Source organism: Acinetobacter sp. 22323 (assembly GCF_052044895.1).
In the GTDB taxonomy this organism is placed as follows: domain Bacteria; phylum Pseudomonadota; class Gammaproteobacteria; order Pseudomonadales; family Moraxellaceae; genus Acinetobacter; species Acinetobacter schindleri.
The window spans coordinates 127,943-143,735 of the sequence record NZ_JBQEOL010000004.1; the positions used below are offsets into that span (position 1 = coordinate 127,943).

General features: G+C 44.4%; 20 protein-coding genes. 13 read left to right on the forward strand and 7 right to left on the reverse strand.

Annotation, left to right across the window (positions count from 1 at the left end):
• Positions 1-63 precede the first annotated feature (63 nt).
• On the reverse strand, positions 64-846 hold the full coding sequence (locus ACTJIX_RS04205; protein ID WP_440611204.1) for an NRDE family protein: 783 nt from the start codon (positions 844-846) through the stop codon (positions 64-66).
• Between the two features lie 94 nt (positions 847-940).
• On the opposite strand from ACTJIX_RS04205, the gene lgt reads away from it, so the two are divergent.
• From lgt to ACTJIX_RS04220, 3 genes are all read left to right on the forward strand, one after another.
• Positions 941-1,750, forward strand: a complete 810-nt coding sequence (gene lgt, locus ACTJIX_RS04210; protein ID WP_440611205.1) for a prolipoprotein diacylglyceryl transferase — start codon at positions 941-943, stop codon at positions 1,748-1,750.
• Between the two features lie 95 nt (positions 1,751-1,845).
• Positions 1,846-2,235: a hypothetical protein gene (locus ACTJIX_RS04215; RefSeq protein ID WP_005220888.1), complete on the forward strand. Its 390-nt coding sequence runs from the start codon at positions 1,846-1,848 to the stop codon at positions 2,233-2,235.
• Positions 2,228-2,602 carry a hypothetical protein gene (locus ACTJIX_RS04220; protein WP_005220879.1) on the forward strand — a complete coding sequence of 125 codons (375 nt, stop codon included), beginning with the start codon at positions 2,228-2,230 and terminating at the stop codon, positions 2,600-2,602. The genes ACTJIX_RS04215 and ACTJIX_RS04220 overlap by 8 nt, the downstream gene beginning before the upstream one ends.
• Before the next feature lie 33 nt (positions 2,603-2,635).
• On the opposite strand, the gene ACTJIX_RS04225 is transcribed toward ACTJIX_RS04220, so the two are convergent.
• Entirely contained in the window at positions 2,636-3,181 is a 546-nt protein-coding gene (locus ACTJIX_RS04225) for a CHAP domain-containing protein (RefSeq protein WP_004890200.1), read from the reverse strand.
• Positions 3,182-3,598: 417 nt separating this feature from the next.
• Between ACTJIX_RS04225 and ACTJIX_RS04230 the strand changes: the two genes are divergently transcribed.
• The 6 genes from ACTJIX_RS04230 (at position 3,599) to msrA (ending at position 7,964) form a co-directional block, all read left to right on the forward strand.
• Positions 3,599-4,090 carry a lipocalin family protein gene (locus ACTJIX_RS04230; RefSeq protein WP_440611206.1) on the forward strand — a complete coding sequence of 164 codons (492 nt, stop codon included), beginning with the start codon at positions 3,599-3,601 and terminating at the stop codon, positions 4,088-4,090.
• Positions 4,091-4,262: 172 nt separating this feature from the next.
• On the forward strand, positions 4,263-5,105 hold the full coding sequence (gene thyA / locus ACTJIX_RS04235; RefSeq protein ID WP_440611207.1) for a thymidylate synthase: 843 nt from the start codon (positions 4,263-4,265) through the stop codon (positions 5,103-5,105).
• A gap of 96 nt (positions 5,106-5,201) precedes the next feature.
• Positions 5,202-5,714 (forward strand): trimethoprim-resistant dihydrofolate reductase DfrA44, encoded by a 513-nt coding sequence (dfrA44, locus tag ACTJIX_RS04240; protein WP_333837001.1) that lies wholly within the window; start codon positions 5,202-5,204, stop codon positions 5,712-5,714.
• Between the two features lie 28 nt (positions 5,715-5,742).
• Positions 5,743-6,789, forward strand: a complete 1,047-nt coding sequence (locus tag ACTJIX_RS04245) for an Lnb N-terminal periplasmic domain-containing protein (protein ID WP_346794331.1) — start codon at positions 5,743-5,745, stop codon at positions 6,787-6,789.
• A 100-nt stretch (positions 6,790-6,889) separates the two neighbouring features.
• Positions 6,890-7,351: an META domain-containing protein gene (locus ACTJIX_RS04250; RefSeq protein WP_440611208.1), complete on the forward strand. Its 462-nt coding sequence runs from the start codon at positions 6,890-6,892 to the stop codon at positions 7,349-7,351.
• 94 nt (positions 7,352-7,445) lie between these two features.
• Entirely contained in the window at positions 7,446-7,964 is a 519-nt protein-coding gene (gene msrA / locus ACTJIX_RS04255) for a peptide-methionine (S)-S-oxide reductase MsrA (RefSeq protein WP_048882532.1), read from the forward strand.
• Between the two features lie 59 nt (positions 7,965-8,023).
• Here the strand turns inward: msrA and ACTJIX_RS04260 are convergent, their stop codons facing one another.
• The 5 genes from ACTJIX_RS04260 to ACTJIX_RS04280 form a co-directional block, all read right to left on the reverse strand.
• A complete protein-coding gene (locus ACTJIX_RS04260) occupies positions 8,024-8,428 on the reverse strand; it encodes an ExbD/TolR family protein (protein WP_005220866.1) in 405 nt (134 codons plus the stop codon).
• Positions 8,428-9,048 carry a MotA/TolQ/ExbB proton channel family protein gene (locus tag ACTJIX_RS04265; RefSeq protein ID WP_004813259.1) on the reverse strand — a complete coding sequence of 207 codons (621 nt, stop codon included), beginning with the start codon at positions 9,046-9,048 and terminating at the stop codon, positions 8,428-8,430. The genes ACTJIX_RS04260 and ACTJIX_RS04265 overlap by 1 nt, the downstream gene beginning before the upstream one ends.
• Positions 9,049-9,073: 25 nt before the next feature.
• A complete protein-coding gene (locus tag ACTJIX_RS04270; protein ID WP_440611209.1) occupies positions 9,074-9,847 on the reverse strand; it encodes a TonB-dependent receptor in 774 nt (257 codons plus the stop codon).
• Positions 9,848-10,054: 207 nt separating this feature from the next.
• Complete coding sequence (gene purU / locus ACTJIX_RS04275; protein WP_004813265.1) at positions 10,055-10,921, reverse strand: formyltetrahydrofolate deformylase; 867 nt, start codon at positions 10,919-10,921, stop codon at positions 10,055-10,057.
• Positions 10,922-10,981: 60 nt separating this feature from the next.
• Positions 10,982-11,701, reverse strand: coding sequence for a TetR/AcrR family transcriptional regulator (locus ACTJIX_RS04280; RefSeq protein WP_008302057.1), 720 nt, complete (start codon positions 11,699-11,701; stop codon positions 10,982-10,984).
• Positions 11,702-11,837: 136 nt separating this feature from the next.
• Between ACTJIX_RS04280 and ACTJIX_RS04285 the strand changes: the two genes are divergently transcribed.
• The 4 genes from ACTJIX_RS04285 to ACTJIX_RS04300 all read left to right on the forward strand — a co-directional run bounded on the left by ACTJIX_RS04285 (position 11,838) and on the right by ACTJIX_RS04300 (position 15,729).
• A complete protein-coding gene (locus ACTJIX_RS04285) occupies positions 11,838-13,286 on the forward strand; it encodes a coniferyl aldehyde dehydrogenase (protein WP_440611210.1) in 1,449 nt (482 codons plus the stop codon).
• A gap of 165 nt (positions 13,287-13,451) precedes the next feature.
• Positions 13,452-13,688, forward strand: a complete 237-nt coding sequence (gene rpmB, locus ACTJIX_RS04290; protein WP_004813275.1) for a 50S ribosomal protein L28 — start codon at positions 13,452-13,454, stop codon at positions 13,686-13,688.
• A 16-nt stretch (positions 13,689-13,704) separates the two neighbouring features.
• Complete coding sequence (gene rpmG / locus ACTJIX_RS04295; RefSeq protein WP_001205031.1) at positions 13,705-13,860, forward strand: 50S ribosomal protein L33; 156 nt, start codon at positions 13,705-13,707, stop codon at positions 13,858-13,860.
• Between the two features lie 153 nt (positions 13,861-14,013).
• Complete coding sequence (locus tag ACTJIX_RS04300; RefSeq protein WP_004890287.1) at positions 14,014-15,729, forward strand: cation:proton antiporter; 1,716 nt, start codon at positions 14,014-14,016, stop codon at positions 15,727-15,729.
• The last annotated feature ends 64 nt before the right edge of the window (positions 15,730-15,793 follow it).

The window sequence follows — 15,793 nt, forward strand, 5'->3', positions numbered from 1 at the left end:
ATATACTCAGAAGAGTGTTGTTTAAACTGATATCTTTATAAACATCATCGCCAATACTGTTATTTAGCTAATAATCGGAATAACTTGTTCAACGATCTGTCCTGCTGTTTCACCCTGCTGGGATTTTTCCAGCCACTGCCACTCATCGGTTTTCATTCGCAGGAAATTGGAACAGCGCGTGCCATAAGCCGGACTTTGAATAAAGGTTGAAGACAACAACTGTTCCAGTTCATGTGAAATCCCGGTCTTCGGCAACAACTCCGGAATGATCTTGCGTTCATCTTCCAGAATATCCCACACCGCATGAGACAGATCAGCTTCCGAAATTTCTTGCTGTTGCAGCATCGGTAAAAATTCCTGGGTAAAACGCTTGCGTAAGTGACGGGTCTTTTCCCAATGTTCCGTGAGCAAGCCATTTGAGACTACATATACCCCATGTGCCAGTACTTGTGGTGCCTCGCCACGGTTACTCATATAGACGGCTTGATCACAATCACCGACAAACAGGTTAAAGCCTGCATAGTCACATTGCTTTTTTTCCAGTTCTTGGGCAAACCGAATTGGGGTTAATTCAGATTCCAGAAAATCCTGAAGAATATGACCGCGTGAAGTCGGATAAGACTTTTGGTCCTGCCCATCTCTAAAATTGGTCATCACCGCCCAGCGGCCCGTAGCAGTTACTCCCATCCAGGTACCACCAGACTGCAAATCCTGACCTGCAATAATTGGGCTATTTTGCCAGGCATGCAGGGCGGCTGTCGGACGCTGATAAAACTCATCCCGGTTTGAAATCAGACAAAGTGGCGTGTCATCCAGTACACGCCAGGCCAAGGCAACGATACACATAATTGATGCTCTAGATCTTTACACATTGAATGTACAACATTTTTCCCAAGTTTAGGCTAAAATCAGGACAAAACAGAAAGACAAAGGAAGATGCATGCTCAACTATCCCAATATTGATCCTGTAGCGATTTCGCTCGGGCCATTGCAGGTCCACTGGTATGGACTGATGTACCTGATGGCATTTTTATTTGCCTGGGGACTGGCGACGTATCGCGCTAAACAACGCGGCTGGACATCAGATATGGTCTCGGATTTAATCTTCTTCGGGGCGCTTGGGGTGATTATCGGTGGCCGTGTTGGTTATGTATTTTTCTACGGTTTTTCCCAGTTTCTGGCAGACCCATTGTGGCTGTTCCAGATCTGGACAGGTGGCATGAGCTTCCATGGCGGTTTCCTCGGTGTAATCCTGGCGATGCTACTCTGGTGTAAAAAATACAACATGACCTGGTTCCAGACTCTGGACTTTATCGCGCCGTGTGTACCGACCGGTCTGATGTTTGGCCGTATTGGTAATTTCATCGGCGGGGAACTGTATGGTCGTCAGGTGACTGACCCAAACTTTGCTTTTGGCATGATTTTCCCAAGCGATCCACTCCAACTGGTTCGTCATCCATCACAACTGTATCAGGCACTTTGTGAAGGTCTGATTCTGTTTATTGTACTATGGTGGTTCAGCTCTAAACCTCGCCCACGTATGGCAGTTTCTGCGCTGTTCCTGATTGGTTACGGTCTGGCACGTTTTATCGTCGAATTTTTCCGTGAACCGGACAATGGTCAATTGTTTATTAGCTGGATGAGTAAGGGGCAATTCCTCAGCTTGCCAATGATTCTGATTGGCCTATGGATGATGTGGTATGCCTACCAGAAAAAAATTTATGACTGGGGGCCACAGAAAAACGTATAAGACATCCTGAACATATTGCGAGGCATCTGCCTCGCTTTTTTATATCTGAAATATGCTAAAGTGCAGATCAACTCTTTTGGATCTTCACGGTTGCCATGCTTGAATACTGGTTTAATCCGCAAATTTCTGTCATTAAAAAATTACTGATTTTTATCGTGATTGCCGTACTGACAGCAGTACTGTACTGGATAGAACCTTTACCGCTGGATGCGATTCTGATGTTCGCCGGTACTGGAATTATTTTCCTGATCTGCCGTTATTGCAAAATTCATTTTGCTGCAAAGAATCCGACAGGCTTGTTCTATCGCATACTGACCTGGATTCCAATTGCCCTATTATTGGCATTAGTCTTTATGAATATGAAGGATGGCGAGATCCTGGTTTCAGGTGGGCAGGGCATTGGCTTTATGGCGATTGCCATCTGCCTGTTTTCACCACTGTCTTTAATGCATAAAAACACGGACACTCCACCGCCTCATGCTTAATTACTGGTATTCCGAACGCTGCACACGCCAGATCAGGCTGATCATCTGTATCGCCACCTGTGCAGTGATTTATTACGCTTCTACCTTTGCAGAACTGAATACAATATTTGTCGGCATCAGTCTGGCAATTGGGATGCTGAGTCATGGCTTACGTACAGTCGCCTTGAAACTGCCTGAGCAGAATCCCTATCGGGAAGGTTTTACACGACTGTTTTTCTGCATTCCGCTGATTGCCCTGATCACCCTGTTTGGTTATCTGCCTGAACAGCACAAGATAGCTTTAGGCATTCAATGCATTGGCTTCAGCGCGGTTGGACTGTTTATCCTGTCTATTTACGGGAATCGTGCGAAACGCTTCGAAGATTGAACCATTTCGCAAATGCTACGTTTAACTTCTGGCTTAAAGGTGAGAATCCAGGCGGTAATAAGTGTATTTCACGTCAGAATTACGATAAACCGCATAACCTGACTGTCTGAAATCCGATACCCATGCAGAACCTGAGTATGCTGCAATATGCCCGTACTTATGCTTGGAAGTCCGGTCAATGATATAGATATCACCCTTTTTCGGACGGTCAAATGACAGGTTGATTTTACGGTAGCCCAATTTCTGTAAGGTACTGCCCCAGTCAGCTGCTGCTACAGGATGATTCACAATTTTTGCACCTGAAGATTGCAAGCCGATACGAATACTGCGCGCACATTTCTGTGTACTGGTACTACGGGTAATGCCTTGCAGATAACTGGTGAATTTTTCAATATTAAAACGCTGGCCATTCATCGCACTAAAAGTCTTGCGTGATTCAGAACTTGTATTACGAGCTGATTCAGAGCTGTTACGCTGAGGCTGACGTTTAGAATTTTGTCCCGACTGGGAACGAATTATGACGTTCGCTTGAACAGGAGCATGAACTTCACTCATATTCACTTGATGATCATAAATCATATTAAACCAAGTACTCCTCGCCCTTAAGCAGGCGTTCATATCTTTTGAAAGGCCCAAATACTAGCCCCATTAATGTTATTTTTCACGTTCAAAATGTAAATAAATTTATCAATATTTAACTAATTAAATGTAAGCCACTATTCCGCATAGAATTATTTAGCTCTATTAAGTTACAAAAATTTTTATTATTAAGTTTTATTGAATAATAAATTAATTAATCGATATACTTTTAAGCAATAAATTATAAAAAATGACTAGATTTCGACCTACTTAACATTTCTTATATATGCTCTACCCCTTCTCATCTCATTGAAAACAAACACAACATTTCACTGCATGATTACATCTTTTCTTTAGCAGCTTCATGTTTAGACTGATTGAGCGCAAAAAATGAACTGAAATAAAGCGGAGAAAATAATGAATCATGATATCCCTACCGTTTCAAATTTTGATCTCACCAAATATTTAGGCACCTGGTATGAAATTGCCCGTCTCCCAATGAAACATCAACCTGAAGACAGCACTGATATTTCAGCTGTTTATAGCCTGAATAAAAGTGGTAGCGTACGTGTTCAGAATCGTTGTCTGGATGGTGATGGTAAGCTGGATGAATCCATTGGTGAAGCAACAATTGTAGATGCGGCCAATGCCAAACTTGAGGTCAGTTTCCTGCCAGAAGGTTTACGCTGGGTGCCATTTACCAAGGGAGATTACTGGGTATTAAAGCTGGATGCTAGTTATCAAACGGCTTTGGTCGGTGAGCCAAGCATGAAGTATTTGTGGCTGTTGCATCGCACCCCAACCATTGATGAAGCGACTAAGCAGGAATATCTGGCTTATGCACAATCGCTCGGTTATGACTTGTCTGATCTGATTGATACAGTACATACCGGCAAGCCAACAGCTTAAAGCAGGCAATAAAAAAGCATCGATAATGGATGCCTTTTTTATTGCATTTTCTCTCTCCTCCAGTCACCTTCCCGGCGATGTGGAACTGCGAAAAAAAATGTTATGATGAGCGCAATTTTAAATTGCTTAGTTCAAAAAAAAGCAATTTTTCAACGGATTTTAAGAGAGACTTATGCGCCAATACCTTGACCTTTTACAACATATCCTCGACAACGGCGGCGATAAAGGCGACCGTACCGGCACTGGTACACGTTCGGTATTTGGTCATCAGATGCGCTTTGATCTTTCCAAGGGTTTCCCTTTACTGACCACCAAAAAAGTCCACTTCCGCTCTATTGTGATTGAGCTATTGTGGTTCCTCAAAGGCGATACCAACGTTCAATATTTGAAAGATAATAAAGTCAGTATTTGGGATGAATGGTCAACTGCAGAACAGACTGCACGTTTTGGCCGCGCAGAAGGTGAGCTTGGTCCTGTATACGGTCATCAGTGGCGTAACTTTGGTGCCACAAAAAATGAAGATGGCAGCTATAAAAATGATGGTTTTGATCAGATCAAATGGTTGGTGAATGAGATCAAAACTAATCCAAACTCACGTCGCCTGATTGTGTCTGGCTGGAACCCGAACGAAGCAGGTCAAGTGGCACTGCCACCTTGTCATACCCTGTTCCAGTTCTTTGTACATAATGGCAAGTTATCTTGCCAGCTGTATCAGCGTAGCGCTGACGTGTTTTTAGGTGTCCCGTTCAATATTGCCAGCTACGCCCTGCTCACTCATATGATCGCACAAGTCTGTGAGCTTGAGGTCGGTGATTTTGTCTGGACAGGTGGTGATACGCACCTGTATGCCAACCACTTTGAACAGGCCAAACTTCAGTTGAGTCGTGAGCCTTTAGGTCTATGTCAGTTAAAACTGAATCCTGAAATTAAAGATCTGTTCGATTTCAAATTTGAAGATATTGAAATTGTCGGTTATGAATCCCATCCGGGAATTAAAGCGCCTGTCGCGGTTTAATTTTTCTCAAACCCAAGAAAATCGAAATCCCACTTTGCTTAAAGTGGGATTTTGCATTTTAATAGGAACAATTTTTATTTGTTTTTGAGTGTGGGTATGGCATTTCAGGATTTAGAAGTCGTTCATGTCGTTGCAATGGATCAGCAGCGCTGTATTGGTAAGGACAATGACCTGCCTTGGCATATCTCAGCAGATCTAAAACATTTTAAGGAGATCACCCAGGGCGGTGTAATTGTAATGGGACGTAAGACCCTTGAATCCATGGGACGTGCCTTGCCTAAACGTATCAACTGGGTCATTACCCGTGATACAGACTGGTCTTTTGAAGGTACTAAAGTCGCACACACAATTGAGGATGCCTTGAACCAAGCTGTTGCAGATGTAAAAGCGTCAGAAAAACCGGAGTCTATTTATATTATTGGGGGTGGTGAAATCTTCAAACAGACAATGAGTATTGCTGACCGTCTGGAACTGACCCATGTCGAACTGGATGTACAAGGTCATGCCTTCTACCCGGAAATTCCTGCTGAATTCAAAAAAGTTTTTTCCGAACAACATATCGACGACAAAACCGGGATTGCTTTTGAGTTTGCAACTTATAGAAAATGAAGAATAATTTTTGATTAAAGATTCAATTATGCATACACAGGGAAATCCTGCACCTCACTGGCTATTCTGGTTACTGAATGCAGTATTTACCCTGTTTGTCATCACATCAAGTCTATGGCTGTGCCTTGCGATTTGGGTACAGCAACCCTTAGGCATGATTGGCAGCTCTGTGCTGATTGGTCTTTGGATTGTTTTAGCCTGTGCAGTTCTCGGCATTTATTTTAGCCGTCATCTGATTTCACGTGGTGTAGATACCCTTCTTTATATTCTGGCTTTTCTGTTTAGCCTGTTCTGGTATTTCAGTCTGGACGCTCGTCAGGACCGGGAGTGGAATCCTGAAGTTGCCCGTATTCTCAGTTATGAACAACAAGGCGATCAAGTCACCTTACATAATGTGCGTAATTTTGTCTGGCTGCCAAATGGGAAATATATTGAGCGCTGGGAAAGTCGCAGCATCAATTTAAATCAGATCACCGGGGTCAATGTCATCACCTCTTACTGGATGGGACCACATATTGCCCATACCCTGGTGAGTTTTGACTTTGCTGACCAGAAGCCACTGACCTTTTCGATAGAAATCCGTAAGGAAAAAAATGAAGATTTCTCTGCTATCGGCGGCTTCTTCCGCAAGTTTGAGCTGAGTCTGGTAGCAGCTGATGAACGGGATATTATCTACACCCGTAGCAACACCCGCGGTGAGCAGGTATATTTTTTTCCGGTTAATATGCCACAAGCACAAGCCAAGGCGCTTTTCAAAGAATATCTCAACAAGGTGGATGATCTGGCTCAACAGCCGAAGTGGTATAACACTCTAACCAGTAATTGCACTACCTTGGTGTTTGATATGGTTCAGGCTGTTTCCCAGAAACCATTACCAACAGATTATCGCCTGCTGGCGTCGGGTTATTTGCCAAATTATATGTATGACCTACAAGCATTGGATCAGGATTGGGACTTAAGCACCTGGTATGCTCGAGCGCATGTAAACCCACGTGTTAAAGAATTTGCTCAGGTCAGTAGTGAACAATATTCCGCTCTACTGCGGCAAGGGTTACCTGCGCCAAAAGCAGAATAGAACCTATCTTCCCGGGAACCCGAAGATACAAATTGTATTGGTATCATTCTATTTTTTCTGTTTATATACAGTGATGTATCAAAGAAAAAGAGTAAGCCCAATGTTAAAAAAAGTGACCGCAATTGCAATGTTCGTTTCAGCGCTGGCAATAACAGGCTGTCAAACCACCCCAGACCAGACCTCTTCCCAAGCGGTTGAAAATCTGCAGCAACTTCAGAACCGCACCTGGATTGTCACTCACATTGGCAGTACAGAAATCACCACTGCACCTACCACGCGTAATATTCCAAGCCTGCAATTTGATGCTGCCACTCAGCGTGTTAGCGGTGCCGATGGCTGTAACCGTATTATGGGCAGCTATATTGCAGGCAAAGACACTTTGAATCTTAGCCAGATGGCGGGTACAAAAATGGCTTGTCTGAACAATGACAATCTGGATCAGAAATTTAATGAAGCCCTGGCTAAAGTGACCCACTATCAGGTTTTTGGTAAAACACTGAAGCTGCTCGATAGCTATGGCAACCCAGTCATTCAGCTGGCAAGCCCGGTACAACCGCGCTAAAGCTTAAATAAAAAGCCTGTTTTTTACAGGCTTTTTTCTATTTGATATTTACAGCGTAGAATAGAGACAGAAACTCGGAATTAAGGACAAGATTATGCAACAGGCGCTATTTGGTGGTGGATGCTTTTGGTGTACCGAAGCGGTATTCCTGCAGATTCGTGGTGTCAGCAAAGTCGTTAGTGGCTATGCCGGTGGACATACCACTCATCCAACCTATGAAGAGATTTGTAATGGTGATACCAACCATGCAGAAGTGATTCTGATTGATTTCGATGAAAGTCAGATCAGCTTTAAGCAATTGCTGGATGTATTCTTTGCTACTCATGATCCAACAACGCTCAACCGCCAAGGCAATGATGTCGGTACACAGTATCGTTCTGTCATTTACTATCTGAACGAAGAACAGCAACGGCAGTCACAAGAAACTATTGATGCACTGAAGGCTGAAGGTTTAAATGTAGTCACTGAACTCACTCCTGCTCCGACCTTCTATCCAGCTGAAGATTATCATCAGAACTTTTTTGCCAAAAACCCAAGTCAGGGTTATTGCAACTTTGCCATTCCCCCAAAGCTCAACAAGCTACGTGCCAAATTTGTAGAACTGTTGAAGTAAAGCAATATTGTCATAAAAAAAGCGACCATCTCAGGTCGCTCTTTTTGATCTTGGAAAAATCAGTTATCGGTGGCAAAAGCAATATCGGTGAGTCCGGCTCCACTCGCGCGTGACATCACTTGAGCAACTGTGTCATAACGTGATTCTTTATCCGCCTTCAATACAATCGTTGGCTGACGCTCTGCCTGACCTGCTTCATTGAAACGGGTTTCCAGCTGTTCCAGGCTAAGCACATCACCATTCCATGCCACATCACCCTGAGAGTTAATGCTGATGGTAATGTTCTCCGGCGGAAGATCAATAATTTCCGCAGTCGTTTGTGGCAAGGTTAATGGAATTGATGGGTTCGCAACGGTCGCTGTCACCAGGAAGATGATCATCAATACCAACATAATGTCGATCAGGGGAATGAGGTTCATCTCATTCATGCCTGTATCGTTGTCTTCACCCAGTTGAAAAGCCATTAAACTTGACCTCCCACTAAACTGTCTTGTGCAACTTTGCTTTCAGCTTTCTTTGCAGATTCCTGTTGCAGCATCGTATCAATCAATAAGCTATGAGCATGGTCTTGTAGTTCATGCGATAAACCACGGTTAAAACGTACCGCGATGTTATAAGCCAATACAGCTGGAATCGCCACTGCCAGACCCAGACCTGTCATGATCAGTGCTTCACCTACGGGTGTTGCCACCTGAGCCAGACCTGCCTGACCGCTCTTACCCACTGCTACCAGTGCATGGAAGATGCCCCATACTGTACCGAATAAACCAATGAAAGGTGAAATCGATGCGATGGTACCCAGAACTGACACACCTTTTTCCGCATTGGCTTTTTCAGCTGCAATCTGGCGTAGCAATGCTTGTTCAGCTACGGCTTTGCGTTGTTCAAAGCCCAAAGGCGCCATTTTTGATTTCAGTTTATCTAGGGCATCAGATAACTGTGCATAAGCCACTTGTTTGAGTTGGCGCGTACCGAGTAAACGCAGTACAAAGATCGTCCATGTCGCAATCGACATTGCCAGTAACACAAAATAAAGTGTTTTACTGACTGCATCAGCATGTTGCCAATAAACTGAAAAGTTCATATTCGAACTCCTAATGGGTTAGCCGTTATCTGGTAATCTGGAAGTCAAAGGGCTGCTCAACACGTGTTGGATAAGCAACGCCATTTTCAACATATTTGGTTAATTGTGCACGACGTACAGCAGACTCGACCTTACGGTTAATCGAAGGGCTGCAGCTTGAATTACGTGCTGTCGCAGCCACTACCTTGCCTTGTTCATTTGCTGAGATATCCACCACCATGGAACAGGAATTTTTCAATTCACCTGCTGACATCGATACTTTTGGCGTACGCAACCAGGTCACACCACCACCCAAAGAAACACTCTTAGGAGAAGGAGGCGCAGGTGGTGCCGGTGGCGCAACAGGCGCAGGCGGTGCCACAGGTGCTGGTGGAGGTGTCGGAGCGACTTTGGTTTCTTTCACAACCGTTGGTACAACCGGACTTGGCGTTGGTTTTGCTTCAACTGCTGGTGCCACAACCTTAGGCGTTTCAGCCTTCTTCACTTCCTGGATTTTTTCAACCTTTTTCGGAGGTGGTGGCAACGGTTTTTCAACAATCTTGACCTCTTTCGGCTTCGGCGGCTCTTTCTTCGGCTCAGGCTTTGGCTTCGGAGGTAATGGTCTTGGCGCTTCCTGCAGTTTTACAAAGCGAACCTTCATCGGCTCCTTGTCTACAGGCTTGAGTTCAGGTGCTTTCATCTGGCTGACAGCCCACAATAGGCCAACATGTCCCACCAGTACAGCTGCCATAACAGCTGCGACTTTCTTTTTCATCTGGTTAGGTGGAGTAGGCATCATAGGAGAAGCAACTTGGCTCATTAAATCTTTTACCTTGAAGAGATGATATGAAACAAACAATCAAGCTCATCGGTTAGCACAATTAAAGTACGCCAATAATAAATGAGAAGGGTTTTCATTTGCAATAACAATCCCCAACTTTCTTCATTTTTTTCGACAAATGAGAGAAACAACTCAAATAAAAAAAGGCATACTTAAAGTATGCCTTTTTGAATAATGATGCAAGACTTATTGAAATACCACTGTCTTGTTACCATCCACAATAATACGGTCTTCCAGATGCCATCTTACGGCACGCGCCAGTACATTACGCTCTACGTCCTGCCCCAGTTCACGCAGCTGCTCTACAGTAAAGTCATGGTTTACACGCTCTACGTCCTGCTCAATGATTGGACCTTGGTCCAGATCAGCCGTTACATAGTGGGCAGTCGCACCAATCAGTTTCACGCCTTTTTCATAAGCCTGCTTGTACGGATTTGCACCGACAAACGCTGGCAGGAATGAATGGTGAATGTTGATCACTTTCATTTCCCATTTTTGTACAAATTCTTCATCCAGAATCTGCATATAGCGCGCCAGTACTAACAAATCATTGCCTTGCATCAGCTCATCAATTTTTGCATAAGCTTCACGTTTGTTGTCTTTAGTCACTGGCACTACTTCAAATGGAATACCAAAATTTTCAACCGATTCACGCAGCGTTTCATGATTCGATACTACTTTGGTGATTTCACATGGCAGACCGCCACGTGCATGACGCCATAACAGCTCAAGTAAAGCGTGATCAACTTTAGACACCAGAATGCCGACTTTTTTCACATCACTTACCAGCGCCAGACGCCAATGCATGTTATAGCGTTCCGCAACATTGACAGCAAAAGTCTGTAACAGGCTTTCTTTACGGCTTTGCAGGTTATCGAGTTCAAACTCAACACGCATGAAGTAACGTCCGCCCTGAGCTTCTGTCGCGTATTGATCAAGCGCAGTAATATTGGCGCCCTGATGATACAAGAAGCTTGAAACAGCCTGCACGATGCCCGGCTTGTCTTCACAAGTAATCAATAAACGTGCGGTGTTAGCAGTCGTCATATTCATGTTGGTAAACGTCACTAATCAGATAAATTAAAAAATAAGCCGAGTATTCTAGCGCGTTTCTTAATTATTCTGAATAGTTTGTTCAGTTTCCCGATCTTTAGCGGATGACAGACTGGCAAAAAGTTCGGAAGAACCAAAAGAGTTCAACAGGCTTTCATAGGTATGACGACTCTCACCACGCAGATAGGCGCCTTCCAGGAACACCATTTGACGCAATGCCTGCCAGACCCATTTTTCTTCCAAATGGTTCGAGTCGGTAATATGACCAGACATATACAGGAAGTTGGTCCAGTTGGTCAGCACGATCCACAGGTTGATAATTAAGGCTTCAATTTCCGAATCAGTCATTTCCATTAAGCCAGCATTGACAAAGGCTTTATAGATTTTTTGTCCCTGCTGCATCACTTCACCCGCAAAGCGCGGATACAGCTTGCGGAAGTCTTCATTATTTTCCACCAGGTGATAAACATCACGATGCAGGAAACGATAAGCCCATAACTGGCTGCTGAGCACCTGGAAATAATGAATCTTGTCATTGGCATCCAGCGGACGGTCATCCGGCAATGCCAGCATTTCCAGGGTTTCCTTCTGGTACTGCTCCATCAGTTCCTTGATAATTTCATTCTTATTACGGAAATGATAGTACAGGTTACCCGGGCTCATACCGAGTTCAGCAGCAATATGATTCGTCGTAACAGAACGCTCACCACGCTCATTAAATAACTGCAAACTGAGCTGCAAAATACGTTCTTTCGTTTTCAACGTTTTGGTTTGGGACATCCTAAAATAACCATTCAGTTCATATACCCGCACGCACCAGCAGCGCATTGACGGTCGAGTACACAAAGTAACTTGACTAATTAGAGTATTTACTCTAAAAATAAATAATCGATTTTCTTAAAAGTGGTAGTGCTGCATGAACAGTCACACAAAAACGACATTAATGACACCACATTTTTTTGACAGCCAGTGCCTTAATGACATTCTGGCACAACAAAAACATGCCTACTTACGTTACCCGTTGCCGACTGCAAAGGAACGTATCGATCGTTTAGCTCGACTTAAGCGTATCTTAGTTAAGTATCAAGATCAATTTGCCGATGCAATTAATCAGGATTATGGCAACCGTTCGATTGGGGAAACCAAAATCGGGGAACTGTTGACCTGCCTGGAACACATCAAATATTACAGCAAGAATCTGACTGGCTGGATAAAACCATCCAAGCGTCACGTCAGTATTATTCACCAGCCAGCCAAAGCCTGGGTGCAGTACCAGCCTTTGGGCGTGGTCGGCATTATTGCGCCCTGGAACTATCCTTTACTCCTCTCGATTGGCCCACTGGTCTGTGCACTGGCTGCAGGCAACCATGCCATGATAAAAATTTCGAGTGCCTCTGCTCATTTTGGAGCGGTACTTGAAACAGCCTTGGCTGAAGCCTTTCCAAAAGAACTGGTCGCAGTGATTACGGGTGGCGGTGCAGTATCTGATGCCTTTTGTCGCTTGGCTTTCGATAAAATGATTTTCACGGGCTCAACCGCGGTGGGTAAAACCGTGATGGCAGCTGCTGCAGAAAATCTGGTGCCGGTGATTCTGGAACTGGGGGGCAAATCTCCAGTACTGGTTCATCCATCTATTGATATTGAAGATGTGGCAGAGCGTATTGCCGTGGGTAAACTCTGGAATGCCGGTCAAACCTGTGTGGCCCCTGACTATATGTTCCTGCCACGCGGTAAAACCGCTGAATTTATCGACCATTTCCGCAGCTATGTGGAAACCATGTATCCAGATATCACCCATAACCAGGACTACACTTCGATTGTGAATGACAAGCAATACAACCGTCTGCAAGGCTATTTAGAGGATGCACGTGCACATGGCGCCCAGGTTATTGAAATCAACCCGCGTAATGAAACACCGGCAGATCTGCGTAAAATAGCACCGACCATTCTGACCAATGTGACGCCAGATATGGATATCATGAAAAATGAAATCTTCGGTCCGCTGCTGCCAATCATGGAATATGATCAAATTGACGATGTAATCGACTTTATTAATAGCCGTCCGCGTCCACTTGCATTATACTATTTCGACTTTGATCAGGCGCGTGCCGATTATGTCGCACAGCGTACCCATTCAGGGCACTTCGGCCAGAACACGGTACTCACTCATGTTGCACAGGATGACCTGCCATTTGGAGGCGTTGGCGCTTCGGGGATGGGTAAATACCATGGGCCAGAAGGCTTCTTCAGTTTGTCGCATGAACGGTCTGTAATGTCCAATCCTAAGCTGTATAGCTTGAAATACATTCTCCCGCCGTTTAATAAGCCGATTCATAAACTGATTTCGAAGACTCTTCTTCGATAAATGATCAAGGCATGAGCTGTTGCACCAACTCATGCCGGGTTTTAGACAAAATCGCTTGTCTTTTAAGCGCATTTTTGGTATAAAACGCCCCTTGAATGAATTCAATCCGTTTATTTTTGACTGGCCATACAGATTTGCTGTTGGCTAAATCAATGGAGTTACACCATGTCTAAGGTTTGCCAAGTTACCGGCAAGCGTCCAGTCGTTGGTAACAACGTCTCACACGCCAACAACAAAACTAAGCGCCGGTTCGAGCCGAACCTGCACCAACACCGCTTCTGGTTAGAAAGCGAAAAACGTTTCGTACGTCTTCGTCTTACTACTAAAGGTATGCGTATTATCGATAAATTGGGCATTGAAAAGGTTGTTGCTGACCTTCGTGCTCAAGGTCAAAAGATCTAAGTAAGGAGTCAGGACAATGCGTGATAAGATTCGCTTAGTTTCTTCAGCTGGTACAGGTTATTTCTATACCACTACTAAGAACAAACGTACTATGCCGGAAAAAATGGAAATCAAAAAATTTGATCCAAAAATCCGTCAACACGTGATCTTCAAAGAAGCTAAAATTAAATAATTTTAGTTTTTTGAAAAAAAGCGACCTTTTAGGGTCGTTTTTTTTTGCATTTTTTTTATTCAGCTTGATAAACTTTCTTTTTGTTTTGGCACTTTTTGTGCTTATTTCCCATAAAAAACTGAAATTTTAAAATTCATCTTAAAGGAGTGTTTAGTGCCACATGACGTAGATCTCATCATATTACTGGCTGTAGGCTTTGGACTGGCGCTGGCATTCGGCTATATCGCTGCGCGCTTGCGTCTACCTCCTTTGATCGGATATCTGATTGCCGGGATCCTGATTAGCCCCAATACCCCTGGGGTGGTTGGTGACATCCAGCTCGCCAACCAGCTTGCCGAATTAGGCGTCATGTTCCTGATGTTTGGTGTCGGGATGCACTTTTCCTTAAATGACCTGATGCAGGTAAGGCGCATTGCCCTGCCTGGTGCGATCCTGCAAATTGCAGTGGCTACCCTGCTTGGCGTTGGTGTATCCATGCTCTGGGGCTGGAGTTTTGGTTCTGCGCTTGTTTTTGGTTTAAGTCTCTCCTGTGCCAGTACTGTCGTGCTCCTAAAAGCACTTGGAGACCGTGGTCTGCTTGAATCCATTAACGGTAAGATTGCTGTAGGCTGGCTGTTGGTTGAAGATCTGGTCATGGTATTGGCATTGGTGTTACTTCCTGCAACCGCAGTTTTACTCGGTGGTCAGGCACTGGAAGGTAGCAGTGATGGGAATATCTGGCTCACCTTGGGCATTACCCTACTCAAGGTCGCAGGCTTTATTGCCTTTATGCTGATTGTTGGTAAACGTCTAATACCAATGATCATGCAGGTTGTCGCGCGTCTAGGCTCACGTGAACTGTTTACGCTAACTGTTGTGGCCGCTGCTGTATCGATTGCCTTTGGTGCCTACAAAGTCTTTGGTGTCTCTATGGCACTAGGTGCATTCTTTGCGGGTATGGTCGTGAAAGAATCTGATTTCAGCCATCGTGCAGAAGAAGAAACCCTTCCGCTACGTGAAATTTTCTCGATTCTATTCTTCGTTTCTGTTGGTATGCTGTTTGATCCGCGGATTATGATTGAGCAACCCCTGCATGTGCTGGCGGTTGTTGCCATTATTATGATTGGTAAGACCATTGCTGCGATGGCATTGGTACTGTTCTTCCGTTATCCAATCAACACAGCGCTGACAGTGGGTGCGTCACTGGCGCAAATCGGTGAATTCTCGTTCATTCTTGCTGCACTTGGGGTATCGCTAAATCTGCTGTCACTGGAAGGGCAAAACCTGATTCTGGCGGGTGCCTTGATTTCAATTACCCTGAACTCTTTTATTTTCGCTGCCATCGAACCAGTACAGAAATGGATTCGCGAACGTTCCAACCTGGCGCGTTTACTGGAGCGCAGTGGCGATCCACTGGCCATGCTGCCTGATGAAGTATCCCAGGACTACCTGCGCGATCAGGTAGTGATTGTCGGCCATGGTGAAGTGGGACGTCGCATCACGACTTCCTTGATGGAACAAAATATTAAAGTTGTGATTGCTGAAGAAAACCGGGAGATTGTTGAAAAATTGCGTGCCAAAGGCATTGCGGCGGTATCGGGTGTAGCGACTGAACCAGGCGTCTTGATTCAGGCGCATATTCAGCATGCACGTCTATTGGTCATTTCCCCTATGGATATTCTGGACATTCATAAAATCGTGGATATTGCCAAAACTTTAAATCCTGAAATTCAGGTACTGGTCTGTGCCGAAAGTAAGGAAGAAGCTGAAGTTATCCGCCGCGATAATGTGGGTGCGGTCTACTATGCTAAAGAAGAAATGGCGAAGAACATGAGTCGTCATATCCTGCATCAGATTCAGATGGCTCATCAACATGGTTCGGCACATTAAATTTTAATTTTTTAAATTGGGCAGATCATGAGTATCTGCCTTTTTTATGACAAAAAAATTGATC

Coding starts and splice junctions, on each gene's coding strand:
- lgt (WP_440611205.1), top strand. CDS start 941: ATGCTCAACTATCCCAATATTGATCCTGTAGCGATTTCGCTCGGGCCA.
- thyA (WP_440611207.1), top strand. CDS start 4,263: ATGCGCCAATACCTTGACCTTTTACAACATATCCTCGACAACGGCGGC.
- ACTJIX_RS04265 (WP_004813259.1), bottom strand. CDS start 9,048: ATGAACTTTTCAGTTTATTGGCAACATGCTGATGCAGTCAGTAAAACA.
- purU (WP_004813265.1), bottom strand. CDS start 10,921: ATGAATATGACGACTGCTAACACCGCACGTTTATTGATTACTTGTGAA.
- ACTJIX_RS04285 (WP_440611210.1), top strand. CDS start 11,838: ATGAACAGTCACACAAAAACGACATTAATGACACCACATTTTTTTGAC.
- ACTJIX_RS04225 (WP_004890200.1), bottom strand. CDS start 3,181: ATGATTTATGATCATCAAGTGAATATGAGTGAAGTTCATGCTCCTGTT.
- ACTJIX_RS04270 (WP_440611209.1), bottom strand. CDS start 9,847: ATGAGCCAAGTTGCTTCTCCTATGATGCCTACTCCACCTAACCAGATG.
- ACTJIX_RS04260 (WP_005220866.1), bottom strand. CDS start 8,428: ATGGCTTTTCAACTGGGTGAAGACAACGATACAGGCATGAATGAGATG.
- rpmB (WP_004813275.1), top strand. CDS start 13,452: ATGTCTAAGGTTTGCCAAGTTACCGGCAAGCGTCCAGTCGTTGGTAAC.
- msrA (WP_048882532.1), top strand. CDS start 7,446: ATGCAACAGGCGCTATTTGGTGGTGGATGCTTTTGGTGTACCGAAGCG.
- ACTJIX_RS04250 (WP_440611208.1), top strand. CDS start 6,890: ATGTTAAAAAAAGTGACCGCAATTGCAATGTTCGTTTCAGCGCTGGCA.
- dfrA44 (WP_333837001.1), top strand. CDS start 5,202: ATGGCATTTCAGGATTTAGAAGTCGTTCATGTCGTTGCAATGGATCAG.
- rpmG (WP_001205031.1), top strand. CDS start 13,705: ATGCGTGATAAGATTCGCTTAGTTTCTTCAGCTGGTACAGGTTATTTC.
- ACTJIX_RS04245 (WP_346794331.1), top strand. CDS start 5,743: ATGCATACACAGGGAAATCCTGCACCTCACTGGCTATTCTGGTTACTG.
- ACTJIX_RS04220 (WP_005220879.1), top strand. CDS start 2,228: ATGCTTAATTACTGGTATTCCGAACGCTGCACACGCCAGATCAGGCTG.
- ACTJIX_RS04215 (WP_005220888.1), top strand. CDS start 1,846: ATGCTTGAATACTGGTTTAATCCGCAAATTTCTGTCATTAAAAAATTA.
- ACTJIX_RS04280 (WP_008302057.1), bottom strand. CDS start 11,701: ATGTCCCAAACCAAAACGTTGAAAACGAAAGAACGTATTTTGCAGCTC.
- ACTJIX_RS04205 (WP_440611204.1), bottom strand. CDS start 846: ATGTGTATCGTTGCCTTGGCCTGGCGTGTACTGGATGACACGCCACTT.
- ACTJIX_RS04230 (WP_440611206.1), top strand. CDS start 3,599: ATGAATCATGATATCCCTACCGTTTCAAATTTTGATCTCACCAAATAT.